This is a genomic window from Kitasatospora sp. NBC_00240 (assembly GCF_026342405.1).
In the GTDB taxonomy this organism is placed as follows: Bacteria; Actinomycetota; Actinomycetes; order Streptomycetales; family Streptomycetaceae; genus Kitasatospora.
Genome location: NZ_JAPEMU010000001.1, coordinates 2,443,746 through 2,461,855 on the forward strand (window position 1 = coordinate 2,443,746; position 18,110 = coordinate 2,461,855).

General features: G+C 73.4%; 16 protein-coding genes and 2 pseudogenes. 11 read left to right on the plus strand and 7 right to left on the minus strand.

Going from position 1 to position 18,110, the window contains the following annotated elements:
* Nucleotides 1–136: 136 nt before the first annotated feature.
* Together hydA and OG689_RS10260 are read right to left on the minus strand one after the other, a co-directional pair.
* Nucleotides 137–1,540, minus strand: coding sequence for a dihydropyrimidinase (hydA, locus tag OG689_RS10255; protein ID WP_266319553.1), 1,404 nt, complete (start codon nucleotides 1,538–1,540; stop codon nucleotides 137–139).
* A gap of 16 nt (nucleotides 1,541–1,556) precedes the next feature.
* Complete coding sequence (locus OG689_RS10260) at nucleotides 1,557–2,399, minus strand: nitrilase-related carbon-nitrogen hydrolase (protein WP_266319555.1); 843 nt, start codon at nucleotides 2,397–2,399, stop codon at nucleotides 1,557–1,559.
* A gap of 631 nt (nucleotides 2,400–3,030) precedes the next feature.
* Between OG689_RS10260 and OG689_RS10265 the strand changes: the two genes are divergently transcribed.
* The 8 genes and pseudogenes from OG689_RS10265 (at nucleotide 3,031) to OG689_RS10295 (ending at nucleotide 8,511) form a co-directional block, all read left to right on the plus strand.
* Nucleotides 3,031–3,519, plus strand: coding sequence for a cysteine dioxygenase family protein (locus tag OG689_RS10265; protein WP_266319557.1), 489 nt, complete (start codon nucleotides 3,031–3,033; stop codon nucleotides 3,517–3,519).
* Nucleotides 3,513–3,899 (plus strand): rhodanese-like domain-containing protein, encoded by a 387-nt coding sequence (locus OG689_RS10270; RefSeq protein ID WP_266319558.1) that lies wholly within the window; start codon nucleotides 3,513–3,515, stop codon nucleotides 3,897–3,899. The genes OG689_RS10265 and OG689_RS10270 overlap by 7 nt, the downstream gene beginning before the upstream one ends.
* Before the next feature lie 449 nt (nucleotides 3,900–4,348).
* Nucleotides 4,349–5,464, plus strand: a complete 1,116-nt coding sequence (locus tag OG689_RS10275) for an ATP-binding cassette domain-containing protein (protein ID WP_266319560.1) — start codon at nucleotides 4,349–4,351, stop codon at nucleotides 5,462–5,464.
* The gene (locus OG689_RS10280; protein ID WP_266319561.1) at nucleotides 5,454–6,122 is read left to right on the plus strand and encodes an ABC transporter permease subunit; all 669 of its coding nucleotides are present in this window, start codon (nucleotides 5,454–5,456) and stop codon (nucleotides 6,120–6,122) included. The genes OG689_RS10275 and OG689_RS10280 overlap by 11 nt, the downstream gene beginning before the upstream one ends.
* Nucleotides 6,119–6,796: an ABC transporter permease gene (locus OG689_RS10285; RefSeq protein ID WP_266319563.1), complete on the plus strand. Its 678-nt coding sequence runs from the start codon at nucleotides 6,119–6,121 to the stop codon at nucleotides 6,794–6,796. The genes OG689_RS10280 and OG689_RS10285 overlap by 4 nt, the downstream gene beginning before the upstream one ends.
* 54 nt (nucleotides 6,797–6,850) lie before the next feature.
* A pseudogene (locus OG689_RS10290) lies at nucleotides 6,851–7,585 on the plus strand (ABC transporter substrate-binding protein); the annotation flags it as partial.
* Nucleotides 7,586–7,646: 61 nt separating this feature from the next.
* Nucleotides 7,647–7,796 (plus strand): glycine betaine ABC transporter substrate-binding protein, encoded by a 150-nt coding sequence (locus tag OG689_RS44775; protein WP_323189379.1) that lies wholly within the window; start codon nucleotides 7,647–7,649, stop codon nucleotides 7,794–7,796.
* 187 nt (nucleotides 7,797–7,983) lie between these two features.
* On the plus strand, nucleotides 7,984–8,511 hold the full coding sequence (locus OG689_RS10295) for a DUF732 domain-containing protein (protein WP_266319565.1): 528 nt from the start codon (nucleotides 7,984–7,986) through the stop codon (nucleotides 8,509–8,511).
* A gap of 227 nt (nucleotides 8,512–8,738) precedes the next feature.
* Here the strand turns inward: OG689_RS10295 and OG689_RS10300 are convergent, their stop codons facing one another.
* On the minus strand, nucleotides 8,739–10,067 hold the full coding sequence (locus OG689_RS10300) for a hypothetical protein (RefSeq protein ID WP_266319567.1): 1,329 nt from the start codon (nucleotides 10,065–10,067) through the stop codon (nucleotides 8,739–8,741).
* Between the two features lie 549 nt (nucleotides 10,068–10,616).
* Between OG689_RS10300 and OG689_RS10305 the strand changes: the two genes are divergently transcribed.
* Together OG689_RS10305 and OG689_RS10310 are read left to right on the plus strand one after the other, a co-directional pair.
* A complete protein-coding gene (locus OG689_RS10305) occupies nucleotides 10,617–12,677 on the plus strand; it encodes a glycosyl hydrolase family 18 protein (RefSeq protein ID WP_266319569.1) in 2,061 nt (686 codons plus the stop codon).
* A gap of 319 nt (nucleotides 12,678–12,996) precedes the next feature.
* Nucleotides 12,997–13,242 (plus strand): hypothetical protein, encoded by a 246-nt coding sequence (locus OG689_RS10310; protein WP_266319570.1) that lies wholly within the window; start codon nucleotides 12,997–12,999, stop codon nucleotides 13,240–13,242.
* Between the two features lie 188 nt (nucleotides 13,243–13,430).
* Here the strand turns inward: OG689_RS10310 and OG689_RS10315 are convergent, their stop codons facing one another.
* On the minus strand, nucleotides 13,431–14,690 hold the full coding sequence (locus OG689_RS10315) for a multidrug effflux MFS transporter (protein WP_266319571.1): 1,260 nt from the start codon (nucleotides 14,688–14,690) through the stop codon (nucleotides 13,431–13,433).
* 180 nt (nucleotides 14,691–14,870) lie between these two features.
* A complete protein-coding gene (locus tag OG689_RS10320; protein WP_266319573.1) occupies nucleotides 14,871–15,377 on the minus strand; it encodes a hypothetical protein in 507 nt (168 codons plus the stop codon).
* A 315-nt stretch (nucleotides 15,378–15,692) separates the two neighbouring features.
* Between OG689_RS10320 and OG689_RS10325 the strand changes: the two are divergent.
* Nucleotides 15,693–16,546 (plus strand): annotated as a pseudogene (locus tag OG689_RS10325) (IS5 family transposase).
* A 9-nt stretch (nucleotides 16,547–16,555) separates the two neighbouring features.
* On the opposite strand, the gene OG689_RS10330 reads toward OG689_RS10325, so the two are convergent.
* On the minus strand, nucleotides 16,556–17,500 hold the full coding sequence (locus OG689_RS10330; RefSeq protein ID WP_323189270.1) for an alkaline phosphatase family protein: 945 nt from the start codon (nucleotides 17,498–17,500) through the stop codon (nucleotides 16,556–16,558).
* A 212-nt stretch (nucleotides 17,501–17,712) separates the two neighbouring features.
* On the minus strand, nucleotides 17,713–18,066 hold the full coding sequence (locus tag OG689_RS10335) for a hypothetical protein (protein WP_266319575.1): 354 nt from the start codon (nucleotides 18,064–18,066) through the stop codon (nucleotides 17,713–17,715).
* Between the last annotated feature and the right edge of the window lie 44 nt (nucleotides 18,067–18,110).

The following is an 18,110-nucleotide window of genomic DNA, read 5'->3' on the forward strand; positions in this document are numbered from 1 at the left end:
GTGCTGGGTGCGAGGTGCGCGGTGCGGTGTACGAGAGGCGTACGGCGGTGTGCCGGGCGGGGGCGCGGCACGCCGCGGGGTTGCGAAACGCCGCCCGGGACCGGCCCACCGGCCCCGGGCGGTGTGTTCGAGCAGGTCAGGTCAGGTACTGGCAGGTGTCGCGGCGCAGGAAGGCGCCGTGGCCGGCCCGGCCGAGCCACCGGCCGTCGTCCAGCACGACGGTGCCGCGGGAGATGACGGTCCGGGCCCGGCCGGTGAGCTGCCGCCCCTCGTACGCCGAGTAGTCGACGTTCATGTGGTGGGTGGCGGCGGAGACGGTCTGCACGGCGGCCGGGTCGTAGATCACCAGGTCGGCGTCGGCGCCGGGGGCGACGGTGCCCTTGCGCGGGTAGAGGCCGAACATCCGGGCGGGCGTGGCGCAGGCGATCTCGATCCAGCGGCGGCGGCTGATCCGGCCGTCGACCACGGCCTGGTGCAGCAGGTCCATCCGGTTCTCCACCCCCGGCAGGCCGTTGGGGATCTTGGAGAAGTCGCCCCGGCCGAGCTCCTTCTGCCCGACGAAGCAGAACGGGCAGTGGTCGGTGGAGACCACCTGGAGGTCGTTGGTGCGCAGGCCCCGCCAGAGCGCCTCCTGGTGCTCGCGCGGGCGCAGCGGGGTGCTGCACACGTACTTGGCGCCCTCGAAGTCCGGCTCCGCCAGGTTGTCGGTGGAGAGGAAGAGGTACTGCGGGCAGGTCTCGCCGAAGACGTTGAGCCCGTCGTCCCGCGCCCGGGCCAGCTCCGCGAGGGCGCTCTCGGCCGACACGTGCACGACGTACAGCGGGCTGCCGGCCACCTGGGCGAGCTTGATCGCGCGGTGGGTGGCCTCGGCCTCCAGCAGCTCCCGGCGGACCTCGCCGTGGTAGCGCGGGTCGGTCCTCCCGGCGGCCAGCGCCTGTTCGACCAGGACGTCGATGGCGATGCCGTTCTCGGCGTGCATCATGATCAGCCCGCCGTTGACGGCGCTGCGCTGCATGGCCCGCAGGATCCGGCCGTCGTCGCTGTAGAAGACGCCCGGGTAGGCCATGAACAGCTTGAAGGAGGTGGACTCGCCGGAGTCGACGAGGCTGTCCATCTCCTTCAGCACCGACTCGTTGACGTCGGAGACGATGGTGTGGAAGCCGTAGTCGATGGCGCAGTTGCCCTCGGCCTTGGCGTGCCAGGCGTCCAGGCCCTCGCGCAGCGAGCCGCCGACGGGCTGGACGGCGAAGTCGACGATGGTGGTGGTGCCGCCCCAGGCGGCGGCGCGGGTTCCGGTCTCGAAGGTGTCGGAGGCGGCGGTGCCGCCGAACGGCAGCTCCATGTGGGTGTGGACGTCCACCCCGCCGGGGATGACGTAGTGCCCGCCGGCGTCGATGACGGTGTCCGCGGTCCAGGCCTCGGCGGCGGAGCTGCCGGTGGCGGCCAGTGCGGCGATCCGGCCGTCCTCGATCAGGACGTCGGCGTGCAGTTCCTCGGCGGCGGTGACGACCAGGCCGCCCCGGATGACTGTGCGGGTCATGGCCCTCGCCCTCCCCTCAGGCCTCGCTCAGCGGGCCGTAGGCGTCCGGCCGGCGGTCGCGGTAGAAGGCCCACTGCTGGCGGACCTCCTCGATCTGGCCGAGGTCGAGGTCGCGGACGATCAGTTCCTCCTCCTTGTCGGAGGCCGGCTCGCCGACGAACTGGCCGCGCGGGTCGACGAAGTAGGAGGTGCCGTAGAAGTCGTTGTCGCCGTACTCCTCGACGCCGACCCGGTTGATCGCGGCGACGAAGTACTCGTTCGCCACGGCGGCGGCCGGCTGTTCCAGCTGCCAGAGGTAGGCGGAGAGTCCGCGGCTGGTGGCGGAGGGGTTGTAGACGATCTCGGCGCCGGCCAGGCCGAGCGCGCGCCAGCCCTCCGGGAAGTGCCGGTCGTAGCAGATGTAGACGCCGACCTTGCCGACGGCGGTCTCGAAGACCGGCCAGCCGAGGTTGCCGGGCTTGAAGTAGTACTTCTCCCAGAAGCCCTTGACCTGCGGGATGTGGTGCTTGCGGTACTTGCCGAGGTAGCTGCCGTCGGCGTCGATCACGGCGGCGGTGTTGTAGTACACGCCCGGCTGCTCCTCCTCGTACACCGGTACGACCATGACGAGGTTCAGCTCGCGGGCGAGCGCCTGCATCCGGACCACGGTCGGGCCGTCGGGCACGGCCTCGGCCCAGCGGTAGTGCTCGGCCTCCTGGACCTGACAGAAGTACGGCGCGTTGAACACCTCCTGGAACCCGATGACCTGCGCGCCCTGGGCGGCGGCCTCCCGGGCGTACCGCTCATGGAGGCTGATCATGGACTCCTGATCACCCGTCCACTTCGTCTGGACGAGGGCCGCACGGACGATTCGAGACATGGGTACCTCCGCAACTCCGTGGCCCGTCGGGGGAACGGGCCTTCGGTTCGAGGGTCGACGGGGCGGATCTACGTGCGTAGACCGTAGGCCCGGCCTCTGGGGCCTGACAATACGTCGGACGTAACGCGGCAGGGTCGGTCTGGTTAACCGGACACGCAGGAACTCCCGTATCGGATGAAACGGTGATGTACCCCGCCGGTGCGGCCGGTACTCATGCGACGCGTGACGACTCCCGGCCGCCGGGCCGCGCGGCGCGCCCCGGACGGCCGGACGGGCCGTCGTCGCGCGGACGCCCGCACGGGCCGCGCGGCGCGCGACACGCCCGCCCGGATCGCGGACCGGCTTGACGTGCGGTCCTTCTCTCGGGAACTATCGGCCCATGGAATCCGGCACCGCTCTGGTCTGCCGCCTGCACGTCGATCTGCGACGCCAGGCGAGTTCCATGTGTGCCTGTTGACCTTCACCTCCTGGCCGGTCCCCGCTCTGTGACGTTTTCCAGGGCCCGCACCGCGCACTCCTGAACCGGCTCCCGCGAACGGTTCGGCAGCACCTCCCGCAGCACCGCTCTCATCCGCTCGGCACGCCCGCTCCACGGGCCGCGCCGCACCCTCCGCTTCCCGAGGACGACCGAATGAGCCTGGACCTGGCGCCCGACCGCGCCCGCACGCCCCTCTCGCCCAACGCCCTGCGCAAGATCGTCCGCAGCTTCGCGGATGAACCCGACCAGTGGATCCACAAGGTCCGGCTGGCCACCGACGACCGCTGGTACGAGCGACTGGAGGCCTCCGAGGACCACGAGGTCTGGCTGATCAGCTGGCTGCCCGGCCAGTCCACCGGGTTCCACGACCACGGCGGCTCGCGCGGCGCCTTCACCGTCGCCCTGGGCGAGCTGGAGGAGCTGTCGCTGCCCAGCCCCGACCAGGGGCTGCTGATCCGCCGGCTGCCGGCCGGCAGCGACCGCGCCTTCGGCCCCGACTACGTCCACGACGTCCGGAACACCACCACCGGCCCGGCCGTCACCCTGCACGCCTACTCGCCGCCGCTGAGCGAGATGTCGCACTACGACCTGCGGGCCGGCGGCCTCGTCCGCACCTCCGTGGAAGGACCTGAGCAATGGTGACCACGATCGACGACCTGGTGGAGCGCTCCCGCGAGGGCGTCCACCGACCGCGGGCCCGCGAGGCCTACGACGCGCAGCAGCAGGGCGCCCTGCTGGTCGACATCCGCCCGGCCGCGCAGCGGGCCACCGAGGGCGAGATCCCCGGCTCGCTGATCATCGAGCGCAATGTGCTGGAATGGCGGCTCGACCCCACCGGCAGCCACCGCATTGCGGAGGCCGCCGGGTACGACGTGGAGATCGTGGTGGTCTGCTCCGAGGGGTACGCGTCCAGCCTGGCCGCGGCCTCACTGCGCGAACTCGGCCTGCACCGGGCCACCGACCTCGACGGCGGGTTCGTCGGCTGGGCCGCCGCCGGCCTGCCCACCCGGGCGGGCGGCTGAAGTCCGGCTTGCGGCGGGAGTAGGGCCCGGCCGGGCGGGTAGACGAGGACGGGACCAGGGCCGCGAGGCCCGGGGTGTCCGTCCGGGGCCGGTGTCCGTCCGGGCCTCGACCTCCGGGCGGGCACCGGGCTGCCCGCAGGACGGGACCGATGGGGACGGAGGGGACGGTAGGGGACGGTAGGGGGCGGCCGGGGCGAAGAGGGCGGCAGGGGCGGGGCACGGGGACGGGGGAACGGGGAAGGGAACGGGGCACAGGGCACGGGGCGGTGGGTCGCCGGGTGGCCAACGGCCGAACGGCGTCAAATCCAGGACACCGGAAGATCCGGATCGTAGCCTGATCAAGGTTTCCGGCGGTCCGCACCTGGGGAGCCACACGAGCGGGGCACGATCGAACGTATGCCCGATCAGTTCAGACGACCAGCGCCGCGGCGCGACAGCTAGGAAGCTCAGTGATCAGATTCGACGGCGCAGGCAAGCGCCACCCCGACGGCACCATCGCCGTCGGGAGCCTTGACCTCGACGTGCCGACCGGGCGGATAACCGTGCTGGTCGGCCCCTCCGGCTGCGGCAAGACCACCCTTCTGCGGATGGTCAACCGGATGGTCGAGCCGACCTCGGGGCGGGTGCTGCTGGACGGCACGGACGTCGCCGAACTGGACGCGGCCAAGCTGCGCCGGGGCATCGGCTACGTCATCCAGCAGGCCGGGCTGTTCCCGCACCGCCGGGTGATCGACAACATCGCCACCGTCCCCTACCTCCTGGGCCGGGACCGTAAGAAGGCCCGCGCCCGGGCCGCCGAACTCCTCGAACTGGTCGGCCTCGCACCGGAGACGGCCCGCCGGTACCCCTTCCAGCTCTCCGGCGGCCAGCAGCAACGCGTCGGTGTGGCAAGGGCGTTGGCCGCCGATCCGCCGGTGCTGCTGATGGACGAACCGTTCAGCGCCGTCGACCCGGTGGTCCGCGCCGGCCTCCAGGACGAACTGCTGCGCCTGCAGTCGGAATTGAACAAGACCGTGCTGTTCGTCACGCACGACATCGAAGAGGCCGTCAAACTCGGTGACCAGGTGGTGGTGCTGCGCGAGCAGGGCCGGATCGCCCAACTGGCCGACCCGCACACCCTGCTGACCGCCCCGGCGGACGACGGCGTGGCGGCCTTCCTCGGCCGCGACCGCGGCCTGCGCGGGCTCGGCCTGCGCCCGGCGTCCACCGTCAGCGTCCGCCCGGTCGAGGACGGACTGCGCTACGGCAGCTGGGAGTTGGTGCTCGACGACACCGGCCGCCCGATCGGCTGGATCGACCGCGCGGCGGACGCCGCGCTGCTGCCCGCCGCCGAGTACCGGCCCGCCACCGACACCCTGCGCGCCGCGCTGGACGCCGCCGTGCTCTCCCCCGTCGGCGTCGCCGTCGCGCTGGACGCCGAGGGGCGCGCCCTCGGCACCGCGACCCGGGAGGCCGTGCTCGCGGCCCTCTCCGCCGGCCTCCCGGCGGGCCCCGGGACGGGCGGCGCCACGACGGACGCCCCGGCGGACGACGGCGACCCGGACGGGGCCACCGGTGGACGATGAACCCCTGGTCCGCTGGTACTGGATCGGCGACCACCTCGGCTACCTGGGCGGCCTGCTGGCCGACCACGCCGTGATCGCGCTGGTCCCCGTCCTGATCGGGCTGCTGCTGGCGCTGCCGCTGGGCCTGGCCTGCGCCCGGTTCCCGCGGCTCTACCAGCCGCTCGCCGCGGTCTTCAACATCGTCTACGCGCTGCCCTCGCTCGCGGTCTTCGTGGTGCTGATCCCGTACACCGGCCTGGCCACCCGGGCCACCGTGATGATCCCGCTCACCTTCTACGCCCTCGCCGTGCTGCTGCCGACCACGGTCGACGGCCTGCGCGCGGTGCCGGAGCCCGTCCGCCAGGCCGCCACCGCGATGGGCTACGGCCCCTGGCACCGGCTCGCCGCCGTCGAACTGCCCGCCAGCGTGCCGTACCTGGTGGCGGGTCTGCGGGTGGCGGCGGTCTCCAGCATCTCGCTCGCCAGCGTCGGCGCCCTGGTCGGCCGCGGCGGGCTCGGCTACCTCTTCATCGACGGGTTCCAGCGGACCTTCCCGACCCCGATCGTCGCCGGGATCGCGCTGATCGCCCTCCTCGCCCTGGCCACCGACGTGGTCCTGGTGACGGCCCGCCGGCTGCTCGCCCCCTGGGCCGTCCGCGAGAAGGCGGTGACCAGGTGAACTGGCTCTCCTGGCTGAGCGACTTCTTCGGCTCGCCGGACCGCCGCAGTGGCCCCGACTCGATCCTCAACCGGATCGCCGAGCACCTCGCGCTGTCCGCCGAGGCCCTGTTCTACGCCTCGCTGCTGGCGATCCCGCTCGGCCTGCTGATCGGCTACACCGGACGCGGCGTCACCGTCGTGACCGCGATGGCCGGCGCCACCCGCGCGCTGCCCACCCTCGGGCTGGTGACACTGGCCGTCCTGCTGGCCGGGGTCGGCGACACCGCCGTCCTGCTCCCGCTGGTCGCGCTGGCCGCGCCGCCGCTGCTGGTGGCCGCCGTCGAGGGCGTCCGGGACACCGATCCGGACGTCCGGGACGCCGCCCGCGGGGTGGGCATGACGCACCGGCAGGTCCTGCTCGGGGTCTGCCTGCCGTCCGCGCTGCCGGCCCTGCTCGCCGGGCTGCGCACCGCCACCGTCCAGGTGATCGCGACCGCCACGGTGGCCGCCTACGTGGGCCTCGGCGGCCTCGGCCGGTACGTCATCGACGGCCTGGCCACCCGCGACTACGCGGTGACCGTCGGCGGCGCGCTGCTGGTGGTGCTGCTCGCGGTCGGCGCCCAGTTGTTCTTCGCCCTGCTGGCCCGTTACGCGCTGCCGCCCGGCATTCGGGCGCAGCGCCGGCGCGACTGACCGTCCGCCGGCTCCCGAGGCTTCCCTTCTCCCCCTTCCGAAAGGTTCCACCCGATGTCGAACTCCTCACGCGCCGGAGCTGTCCGCCGCGCCCTCGCCGCCGCCACTCTTGCCTCCCTCGCGCTCGGCGCGGCCGCCTGCGGCTCCTCCGGCGGCGACCCGCTGGCCTCGCCGTCCTCCGCGGGCGCGGCGGCGCCGAGTTCCGGTTCCGGCTCGACCGTGGTGGTCGGCTCGGCGAACTTCCCCGAGAACGTGCTGCTCGGCTCGATCTACTCGCAGGCGCTGAAGGCCAAGGGCGTCAAGGTCGAGGAGAAGTTCAACATCGGCAGCCGCGAGGTGCTGTACGGGCAGGTCCAGAACGGCAGCCTGACCGTGCTGCCGGAGTACAACGGCGCGCTGCTGGGCTACCTGGACGCCAAGTCCACCGCGGCCAGCAAGGAGGAGGTGAACGCGGCGCTGGCCAAGGCGCTGCCCGCCTCGCTCGGGATCCTGGACTCCTCGCCGGCCGAGGACAAGGACTCGCTGACCGTCAGCCAGGAGAACGCCGACAAGTTCAACCTGAAGAGCATCAGCGACCTGAACCCGCAGGCGGCGAACTTCGTGATCGGCGGCCCGCCGGAGTTCAAGTCCCGCCGCGAGCAGCAGTTCAAGGACGTGTACGGGTTCACCTTCAAGGAGTGGAAGCCGACCGGCGAGACCACCGCGAACGCGATCAAGGACGGCACGGTCCAGGTCGGCAACGTGTTCACCACCGACCCGAAGATCCTCCAGCTGAAGCTCGTCCCGCTGGCCGACCCGAAGAACGTGTTCGGCGCGCAGAACGTGACACCGCTGGTGAACAAGGGGGGGCGTGGACGCCACCGCGACGGCCGCGCTGAACGCGGTCTCGGCCAAGCTGGACACGGCCGGGCTGACGGCGCTGATGAAGCGGGTCGCGATCGACAAGGAGGACCCGTCGGCGGTCGCCAAGGACTGGCTGAAGTCCAACGGCCTGAGCTGACGCCCCGCTCGGCCCGCCGGGATCCTCCCGGCGGGCCGAGGGCCGGCCTGGCGGGCCTGGAGCTGTCTCTCCGGTCCGAGAGCTGTCCCGGCGGGCCGAGGGCGGGCCTGGCCGGGCGGCCCGAAGCCGGCATTACGAGATCGTCACGACCGGCGACGACCCGCCGCGAACATGACACCGTATGGCGATGCGCACACGCCTCCTCGCCGCCACCCTCACGGCGGCCGCCGCCCTCACCCTGACGGCCTGTTCCAGCGGCAGCGGCTCCGCCGCTTCGGCGCCCTCGACCGCCACCCCCGCGTCCCCGGGCCCCTCCGCACCAGCCGCCTCCCCCGCCGCCGACACCCCGGGCGCAACCTCGGCGCCCCCCTCCGCCCCGGCCCCCGCCGACCCGACCGCGCCGCCGGCCACCGCCAAGCCCTCGCCGCCGGCCGACGCCGGCCTGCCGCCCAAGCCGGACAGCGCCCTGATCGCCAAGCTCGTCGGCGCACTCGACGCCATCGACCGGGACATCGTCGCGGGCGAACCCGACAAGGCCGCCGAGCGGGCCCGGAGCACCTGCCAGGACATCTACCGTTACCCCAAGGACAAGGACAAGCTGGTCGACCTGACGAACCAGCGCTTCACCTCCCCGAAGCACCCCTCGGGCCTCGGCCCCGAGCAGGCCGCGAAGATCGTCGAGGCCGTCCGCAGCACCTTCTGCCCCGCGTCCTGACCCGCACGCCGGGTCCCGCCGGCCCGGGTGCCCGCAGCCCCGCCGGATCCCACGCCGGTCGGGGCTGCGGGCACGGGTGACCGGGTGGCGCCGGCCGTCCGGACGCGCGGAGGTGGGCCGGGACGCCCCCCGGCGCCCCGGCCCACCGGTCCTGCGGCTCCCGCCGAACCGACCCCGATCCGTCGCAACCCGGCCGTTGGCGACACCCGGCCCGCTACGGGCTCCGGTCAGTCGAACCTGGAGCTACGCACCGGCCCGGAGGAGCGGACCCGGTCGCGCGGGCCCGTCAGCCAGCGGCCCCGGACGGCCCGGGTGAAGGCCGCGAGGGCCTCGTCCAGGTCCGGCGGGGTGTCGCCGTCACCGGCGTCCGGGGTCGGGTCGGCCGCGCAGATGTCGGCGGCCAGTTCCTCGGCCGGACGCGGGTCGGCCGGCTCCTCCAGCGGCTCGCTCCCGGGGACGTAGCGGGTGGCCGCGTCCCACGGCGCCCGGGCGAACTGCACCAGCAGGGCGCTGACGTCGGCGGAGACCGGCGGCGGCGAGGTCCAGCAGGTCACGTGCTCGTACAGCACCTCCCCCGCCGCCCGCGCGCGGAGCCCGGGGACGAGCGCCTCGTCCACCTCGTTCAGGTCGTAGGCCACCACCAGGGTGTCCGGTGTCCCCTGGCGGTAGGGCTCGGCGGGCAGGCCGAACAGCCGGGCGGCGGCCAGGCCGAGCGCGCGGCTGGGCCGGTCCGGGAGGAGCGAGACGGAGCGCGGGCGCAGGCCCGCCGCGTCCAGGATCAGCCGCAGCCGGTCGAGCCCCCGCCGGCACCCGTCGTAGCTGTCGCCCAGGTAGGCGTAGCGACCGGTCATGCCGGCCGTGAACCCGTAGGGCGAGAGAGTGCCGAGCAGGCCGCCGGTGAGGACGAAGTGCCAGGCCCGCAGGTCCTGGTGATCGGGCGGGCCGGCCTGGCCGGCGACGGCGGCCCGGTCCAGGACTCGGTGGAGCCGGTCGGCGGCGCTCCGCCAGTCCCGGTCGGCGGGCGGTAGCGCGTCGAGGGTACGGCGGGCGCGGTCGAGGTCACCGGACATCACCGCGTTGTAGGCGAGCAGGTAGCGGTCCGGCCAGTCGCGCAGGATGCCCTGGTGGCGCTCCAGGACGTCGACCGCCTCGGCGTGCCGCTCGTCGTCCTCCAGGGCCACGGCCAACTCGGCCAGGATCGCCTGCGGTTCGGGGGCCGGCTGCCTGCGGACGCGGCCGAACAGCCCACGGGAGGGCGCCGGTTCGACCGCCAGCCGGAGCGCCTCGGCGAGGGCGGGCACGGCGAGGAAGGGAACGCCGCGCTCGATGCAGGCGTAGCCGTAGGCGTAGAGCGCACCGGCCGTGCCGGGGGCGTCGCCCAGCGCGCCGGCGGTGCGGGCGAGGTCGTCGAAGCCGACCGCGGCGGCGATCTCCGCCACCAGCGGAGCCGCCTCCGCAAGTCCCAGTTCATGAGCCCCGAGCCGTAGTTCGCGGATGGCGGCGGCGGGGTCGCCATCGTGCAGGGCCTCCCGGACCTTGGCCGAGCGATCGGTCATGCTGATTCCTCCCGAAGGGGTGCTGTCGGAGTGTGCAAGAGCGCGCGGGGGCGGCCCGCGGGCGGCGGGGGGACGCGGGAACCGGAGACGCACGGGACGGGGAGGAGAGGCCGTACAGGCGGGGGCCGGGGTCGTCCGCCGGGATCGGCGGAACCCTGGCGCTCACACGCTCGGGCGCCGCACGCCCTCTCTGCCGTTGCCATTCATGGGGAGATCATCTCCGTTGCGGCGACCGGCTCGCAAGCGATATCCGCCAGGCCGCCGCCGGATGGCTTCGATGACGAACTGTTAGGACTCTTGACAGACAGGTGGTCTAGTCCAACTATAGGCGGTGTCCATCCGACCGGGATGCACTGTGGGGGTGTGACCACCGGCCGGCGGGGCTTGCCCTGCCCATGTCCCGACCACCCCCGACCCGCACGGCGACCGTGCCCCTGCACCGCCGTCCGCCCCGGTGCCTCCATGACCCGGGCGCCCGGCCACGGCTCCCGCCGAGGCCGGACCACTGTCACCAACTGTCAACGTCAACACGTCTGTTGGAGAACACACATGCGCCTGCGCAAATCCGTCCAGGCCATCGTGGCCACCTGTGCCACGCTGGTCGCGTCAGCCGGCCTGATCACGGTGGGGACAGCCTCCGCCGAGGCCGCGACCCCACTGCCCACCCGCATCTTCGCCCCCTACTTCGAGGCCTGGACCGGCGAGAGCCCGGCCGCGCTGGCCGCCCAGTCCGGCGCCAAGAACCTCACCATGGCCTTCCTGCAGACCGCCACCAAGGGCTCCTGCACACCGCTGTGGAACGGCGACGCCTCGATGCCCGTCGCGCAGTCCACCTTCGGCGCCGACATCGCCACCATCCGCGCCAACGGCGGCGACGTCATCCCGTCCTTCGGCGGCTACACGGCCGACAACACCGGCACCGAACTCGCCGACAGCTGCACCGATGTGAACCAGATCGCGGCCGCCTTCGAGAAGGTCATCACGACCTACGACATCAGCCGGATCGACCTCGACATCGAGGACAACTCGCTGACCAACACGGCCGGCATCGACCGCCGTAACAAGGCCATCAAGATCGTCCAGGACTGGGCGGCCGCCAACGGCCGTTCCGTCCAGTTCTCGTACACCCTGCCGACCACCACCAGCGGGCTGGCCGACAGCGGGCTGAAGGTCATCAAGAACGCGATCGCCAACAACGCGCGGATCGACGTCGTCAACCAGATGACCTTCGACTACTACGACAACGCCTCGCACAACATGGCGACCGACACCCAGACCGCCACCACCGGTCTGTACAACCAGCTCGCGCAGCTCTACCCGAGCAAGACCTCGGCGCAGCTGTGGGGTTCGATCGGCATCATCGAGATGCTCGGCATCGACGACTTCGGCCCGGCCGAGACCTTCACCGTCGCCAACGCCACCACGGTGTACAACTGGGCGCTCTCCAAGGGCGTCAACACGCTCTCCTTCTGGGCCCTCCAGCGGGACAACGGCGGCTGCGTCGGCACCGCCGGCGCCGACAACTGCTCCGGGATCAGCCAGGGCACCTGGGACTTCACCCACATCTTCGCGCCGTACACCAGCGGCACCACCACGCCGGTGAACGACTTCTCGGTGAGCGCCACCCCGGCCGCCGGCACCGTCGCCGCCGGCTCCGCCACCACCGCGAACATCGCCACCGCCGTCACCTCCGGCTCCGCCCAGAGCCTCGCGCTGACCGTCACCGGCGCCCCCGCCGGCGTCACCGCCACCATCAACCCCAGCACGGTGAACGCCGGTTCGGCCGCCACCCTGTCCATCAGCACCACCACCGCCACCACCGCCGGCAGCTACCCGCTGACCGTCACGGCGAGCGGCGCCTCCGGCAGCCACACCGCCACCTACACCCTGACGGTCACCAGCACCCAGCCGGGCAACGACTTCTCGGTGAGCGCCACCCCGGCCGCCGGCACCGTCGCCGCCGGCTCCGCCATCACCGCGAACATCGCCACCGCCGTCACCTCCGGCTCCGCCCAGAGCCTGGCCCTGACCGTCACCGGCGCCCCCGCCGGCGTCACCGCCACCATCAACCCCAGCACGGTGAACGCCGGTTCGGCCGCCACCCTGTCCATCAGCACCACCACCGCCACCACCGCCGGCAGCTACCCGCTGACCGTCAAGGCCACCGGCCCCTCCGGCAGCCACACCGCCACCTACACCCTGACCGTGACCGGCGGGACCACGCCGACCGGCCTGGTCAACGGCGGTCTGGAGACCGGCAGCCTCGCCCCGTGGACCTGCCAGAGCGGCGGCGCCGTGGTCGCCACCCCGGTCCACGGCGGCACCCGCTCGCTGCAGGCCGCCGTGACCGCCGGACAGACCGGCGAGTGCGCCCAGACCGTCACCCTGCTGCCCAACCACAGCTACACGCTGTCGGGTTGGGTCCAGGGCAACTACGCCTACATCGGCGTGAGCGGCGGCGCGGCGGCCAGCACCTGGACGCCGGCCGCCACCAGCTGGACCAAGCTCACCGTCCCGTTCACCACCGGCGCCTCGGGCACCGTCACGGTCTACCTGCACGGCTGGTACGGCCAGGGCAACGTCTTCGGCGACGACTTCTCCATCGCCTGACGAACTCCGCCGGGTAGCACCCGGCACCGCCGGGCGGCAGTCGGACCTGGTCCGGTCGCCGCCCGGCGCAGGCCCCGCACTGGTCCGGCACCGCCCTGCCCGGTACCGCTCCTCCCGGCCTCGCACGACCAGCCGCCGGGCGTGGCGCAGGCTCCCCGCCCGCGCCACGCCCGGCGGCGGCGTTTCCGGGACCGGTGGGAAGGCCGGGCACGCCAACCAGGAGTCCAGGTACGCGACCCCGGACGGACGGGTACGCGACCCCGGACGGACTGGTACGCGACCCCGGACGGACGGCGCCTCCGGACGCCGGGAGGAGGCCGTGCCGAACGCCCGGGTCCCGACCACGCTGGCGAGCCCCGCCGCCTGGATCTGCGCCACTGTCGGCGAGCTGACCTCGAAGGCCACCGGCCGGCCGCCCCGGCTGTCCTTCGGGGAGCTGCACTTCCTCGGTGCCGAACTGACCCCGGACGCCCGCCGGGCTCTTCATCAGCTGGACCGGCGCCCGAGCGACACGGCAGCCGCGGTGGCCACCACCCTGCGGGCCTTCGGCGTCCGGACGGCGTAGCCGGACGGGGCCGACCCGGGGTGGCGAGCGACGGTTGAGCGATGCCCGATGCCCGATCACGGATGACGGATCACGGATCACAGATGACGGTCAACGGATGACGGATTTCAGATGACAGATTTCACACTCTGTCATCACCAGGTCACCCACGGCCGCCCGTCGCCGCCCGACCCCCGCCCCGCCCGATCTCAGACCGCCGCCACCCGCCAAGGCCGGCACAGCACCAGGTACGCCGTGCCCGCCAGGGCCGAGCAGCCCAGCACCACGGCCCCCAGCACCAGCGCGGACGGCTGGCCGCCGGCACTGCTCAGCGGTGCGACCAGCGCGCCGCACAGGAAGGTCCCCACCCCCAGCAGGGCCGAGGCGGAGCCGGCGGCCGCCGGCTCCACCATGGTGAGGGCCTGCGCCGCCGAGTTGGGCAGCACCACACCCATACTGGCCATCATCACGAACACCGGCGGGCAGAACCCCGCCAGGCCGAGGTCCCAGACCCCGGTCAGCAGGAGCAGCACCAGCGCCGCCACCGCGCCGACCACCAGCCCCGCCGTCATCAGCGCGCGGGCGGGGAAGCGGTGGGCGAGCAGTCGGCCGTTGAGCTGGGTCATCCCGACGATGGCGAAGGAGTTCACCCCGAACAGCAGGCTGTACGTCTGCGGCGACACCCCGTAGACCTGCTGCAGCACGAAGGACGATCCGCTGATGTAGGCGAACAGCGCCCCGAAGGCGAAGCTGCTGGTGAGCACGAGGCCGAGGAAGCGGATGTCCCGCAGCAGCCGGCCGATGGTCCGCAGGGTGGCGGCCAGCCCGCCGCCGTGGCGGTCCGCCGGGGCCAGCGTCTCGCGCAGCGAGACCAGCGCGAAGACGGTGAGCAGCACGCCGAGGACGGCCAGCGCGCCGAAGGTGCCGCGCCAGGAGGTGACGCGCAGCAGCTGGGCGCCGAGGATCGGTGCGAACATCGGCGCGAGCCCGGATATCAGTCCGATCGAGGCGAGGAAACGGACCACCGCGACACCGTCGTAGCGGTCCCGGGCGATGGCCCGGCCGATCACCAGCCCCGCCGCCCCCGCCATGCCCTGCAGGAACCGACCGGCCACCAGCAGCGGCAGGCTGGTGGCCAGCAGGCAGAGCAGGGTGGCGGCCGTGTAGACCAGCAGGCCGGCCAGCAGCGGGCGGCGGCGCCCGAGGCGGTCGCTGAGCGGTCCGAACAGGAGCTGGCCCGCGGCGACGCCGAGCAGCGAGAAGGTCAGCGTGAGCTGGGTGGCCGCCGGGTCGGTGTGCAGGTCGGCGGTGAGTTCGGGGAGTGCGGGCAGGTAGAGGTCCGTGGTGAGCGGGCCCAGGGCGACCAGCCCGCCGAGGACGACGACGCCGGTCCGGCCGATGCCGGTGAGGTCGGAGGGACGGGAGAGGGTCGACTGCGCACCGGTGGTATCGGCGGTCGGGCCGGGCATGGGGCTCCTCACGAGCGTCGGGTACTCGCTCCGTCCTACCCCAGCCTGCCGCCCGGCCGGCAGCCGGGCCCCCCGGGTGGATCATCCGGGGGGCCGGCCGAACGGTCCCTGTGCACCACACCGCCGCTCCGGCGGACGACCGGCTCACCGCCCGCCGGCGCCCGGTGCCTCGGGTGTGGCTCAGCGCCGGGGCGCCGCGCCCCGCTGGGCGCCGGCCCGTGCGCTCGCGCCGTCCTGCCAGGCGAACAGCTGATCGCCCGACAGTACGACGCTGTAGTGGCCGCAGTGGCCGGACACCTCGGCCGCGGGCGCGGCCGGGAACCAGCCCGCCTTGAGCCTGGCCGCCCCGGGCCGGTCCTTCGCCGCCGGCCCGGCGTGGGCCGCGCCGCTCTTCCGCTCGGAAGGCGTGCAGCCGGCCGGCAGGCGCCCGCCGGGGACGGTCGCCCGGAGCAGGCTGTCGTCGGTGGTGGTGGACCTCAGGTAGCGGACGGCGGACGCGTCGTCCGGCAGCCAGGCCGGCACCGTGCGCTGGCCCGCCTTGGCGGCGCTGCCGGTGGAGTAGTCGGCCTGCTCGCGGTGGTGCCCCTCGTACCAGTCCGTCATCCGGGGGCCGACGGCCACCGTCGCGACCGCGAGCGCCATCCCGGTGCCCGCCACCCCCAGTGCGAGCTTGCCCAGCATCCCCATGACTGCTCCAACCCTTTCATCCGGCGACGCCACAGCGCCGGTTCTCCCAGTCCTCCCATCCTGGCCCGGGCGTCCCGACGCGGCATCAGCACGAGGTCGCGAGCCGCCCTCCACCCCAGGGGGTACGGTCTCCACCTTGAGAGGTACGCCGGGCCCCGGGCGGCCTGCCGCGGAGCTCAGCTGTCGTCCTGTCAGACCCCCGGCCGGCCCTCCGGTCGGCGCCGGTCCCGCCCGCGGGGCCGGCCGGCCCCCGCTCGGAACCCCTAGAGCGCGTCTTCAAAGGCGATGGGCTGATGAGCGATCATGTTGGTCGTGATTCGTCGTCATGAGCTGTCGGACGTGGAGTGGGAGGTGCTGTCCCGTCTCCTGCCGCGAGCGGGGACGGGACGGCCTCGGGCGGACGACCGGATGGTGCTGAACGGGATCGTGTGGAAGCTGCGGACCGGCTCGGCGTGGCGGGACGTGCCGGAGCGGTACGGCTCGTGGCAGAGCCTGTACACGCGTTTCCGCAGGTGGGCCTTGGACGGGACCTTCACCCGGATGCTGCGCTCGATCCAGGCGGAGAAGGACGCGGCCGGAGACATCGACTGGCTGGTGTCGGTCGACTCCACGATCGCCCGTGCCCACCAGCACGCGGCTGGCGGCCGCAAAGGGGGGCTCCCGACTGGGACAAAGCGGATGATCACGCCCTCGGTCGATCCCGGGGCGGACTGACCACGAAGCTCCACCTCGCCTGCGACGGGCGGGGACGCCCACTGGGCCTGGTGGTCACCGGCGGGAACGTCAACGACTGCACGCGCTTCGAACAGGTCATGGCCGACATCCGCGTGCCCCGCCTCGGGGCGGGCCGCCCGCGCACCCGCCCCGACCACGTCCTGGGCGACAAGGGCTACAGCTCCCGCGCCATCCGTACCTACCTCCGTCGGCGCGGCATCGCCCACACCATCCCGGAACGCGCTGACCAGGCAGCCGGCCGCCGCCGAAGGGGACGACACGGCGGACGGCCGCCCGGTTTCGACAGGGAGAAGTACACCCACCGGAACACAGTCGAACGCTGCTTCAACCGGCTCAAGCAGTACCGCGGCATAGCAACCCGCTACGACCAGACCCGCGAGTCCTACCAGGCCGCCGTCACTCTCGCCTCAACCCTGCTCTGGATCAACCTTTGAAGACGTGCTCTAGGGGACAAGCCCGGCCGCGCTTCGGCCCCGGCTCGGCCCGGCGGTGGCCGGCGCCCCCGCCGTCGCGTCGGGGCCGACCGCCGGTGCCTGCCGGGCCACGGGGAACGGCCGCCCGTCCAGCGTCCAGTGCGGGTCCACCGGACGGCCCAGCGACGCGTAGACCTGGGCGGCCACGTCCACATGGCGGATCACCCCGGTGGGCGCGGCGGCCGGGATGTCCGGCCCGGCGCAGGCCACCCAGGCGGTCCGCTCCTCGGGGGTGGTGCCGCCGTGCCCGCCGGCGTCCAGGTGCCCGTGGTCCGTGACGACGATGACGGTCCACGCCTCCCGCTGGTGGTTCGGCCGGCTGCGGAGGGCATCCAGGAGGTGGCCGAGCCGTTCGTCCGCCGCCCGCATCGCGGCCCGGTAGCGGGAGCCGCAGCCGAGGAAGTGCGCGGTCTCGTCCACCGCGCCGAGGTAGACGAAGGAGGCCTCCGGGTCGGCGGTGGTCAGCACGTGGACGGCCTCGCGGGTGACCTCCTCGTCGACCTCCTCCCAGGCCTCCGGGGTGTCGGCGGCCGGCGCGATGTACGAGGAGCGCCCCGGCGCCCGGAACAGCGGGCCGCCCGCCATGGCGAGCATCAGGGGCTCCCAGCCGGCGGCGACGAAGGTGCGCCGGCCGTCCAGCTTGGCGAGCCTGGTCGCGAAGTCCGGGAAGACGTCCAGCCGGTTGCCGGCGAGGTGGTTGCCCCACACCCCGTGCTTGGTCGCGGTGACCCCGGTCACGACGGTCGCCCAGCAGGGCCCCGACATCGTGGGCGTGTCCGCGTCCACCTCGACGGGCACCAGGAACCCGGCGCCGGCGACCTCGGCCAGCCGGGGCATCGCCACCTCGGACAGCAGGTCGTGGCGCACGCCGTCGATGCCGACGACGAGCACGCGGGGTGTACGAGGCGTGGTCATGAGGGGGTTCCTTCCGGTGCTGCGGCCGAGCCTTGCGCCTGGTCGGCCGCCGCTGCGTCGCCCACCGGCCCGGCCATGCTGCCGTGGGTGGCGTACCGGACGGTGTCCTGGCGGCGAACGACGGGCGTCCGCCCGGTGGCGCTCGCACGGCTGCCCGCCCCGGGCACGTGCGCGCCGGGACGGGCGGGGTCGCTGCGTGCGGCCGGACCCCGTCAGGTGGCCGGGCGGAACTCGTGGACCACCTCGATCAGCCCGACGATGTGCCGGTTGAACTCCGCCAGCTCCTCGGCCGGGACCCAGAGCTCCAGGATGGTCCGGCCGCCCGCCTGCTGGACGGGGTAGCGGGCGAGGAAGTCGGTGTCGACCTCGAACCTGGTGACGTAGCCGACGCCGGAGGCGGGGACGTTCCAGTCCCGGGCGATCCGGATCGCGTAGTCCTCGTTCAGCACCGGGTAGAAGATCGGCTGCTCCGGCAGCCGCGGCGGCCAGGCACGCCGACCGGAGGCCTCGACCAGCGCCAACTCCTCGGGGCCGGTGGGACGCCAGAGGGTGGTGGTGCCGGTCATGCCAGGCCTTCCACTCGGAGCGGGTACGGGGGGAGCGCCCACCC

Coding starts and splice junctions, on each gene's coding strand:
- hydA (WP_266319553.1), bottom strand. CDS start 1,540: ATGACCCGCACAGTCATCCGGGGCGGCCTGGTCGTCACCGCCGCCGAG.
- OG689_RS10260 (WP_266319555.1), bottom strand. CDS start 2,399: ATGTCTCGAATCGTCCGTGCGGCCCTCGTCCAGACGAAGTGGACGGGT.
- OG689_RS10265 (WP_266319557.1), top strand. CDS start 3,031: ATGAGCCTGGACCTGGCGCCCGACCGCGCCCGCACGCCCCTCTCGCCC.
- OG689_RS10270 (WP_266319558.1), top strand. CDS start 3,513: ATGGTGACCACGATCGACGACCTGGTGGAGCGCTCCCGCGAGGGCGTC.
- OG689_RS10295 (WP_266319565.1), top strand. CDS start 7,984: ATGCGCACACGCCTCCTCGCCGCCACCCTCACGGCGGCCGCCGCCCTC.
- OG689_RS10300 (WP_266319567.1), bottom strand. CDS start 10,067: ATGACCGATCGCTCGGCCAAGGTCCGGGAGGCCCTGCACGATGGCGAC.
- OG689_RS10305 (WP_266319569.1), top strand. CDS start 10,617: ATGCGCCTGCGCAAATCCGTCCAGGCCATCGTGGCCACCTGTGCCACG.
- OG689_RS10315 (WP_266319571.1), bottom strand. CDS start 14,690: ATGCCCGGCCCGACCGCCGATACCACCGGTGCGCAGTCGACCCTCTCC.
- OG689_RS10320 (WP_266319573.1), bottom strand. CDS start 15,377: ATGGGGATGCTGGGCAAGCTCGCACTGGGGGTGGCGGGCACCGGGATG.
- OG689_RS10330 (WP_323189270.1), bottom strand. CDS start 17,500: ATGACCACGCCTCGTACACCCCGCGTGCTCGTCGTCGGCATCGACGGC.
- OG689_RS10335 (WP_266319575.1), bottom strand. CDS start 18,066: ATGACCGGCACCACCACCCTCTGGCGTCCCACCGGCCCCGAGGAGTTG.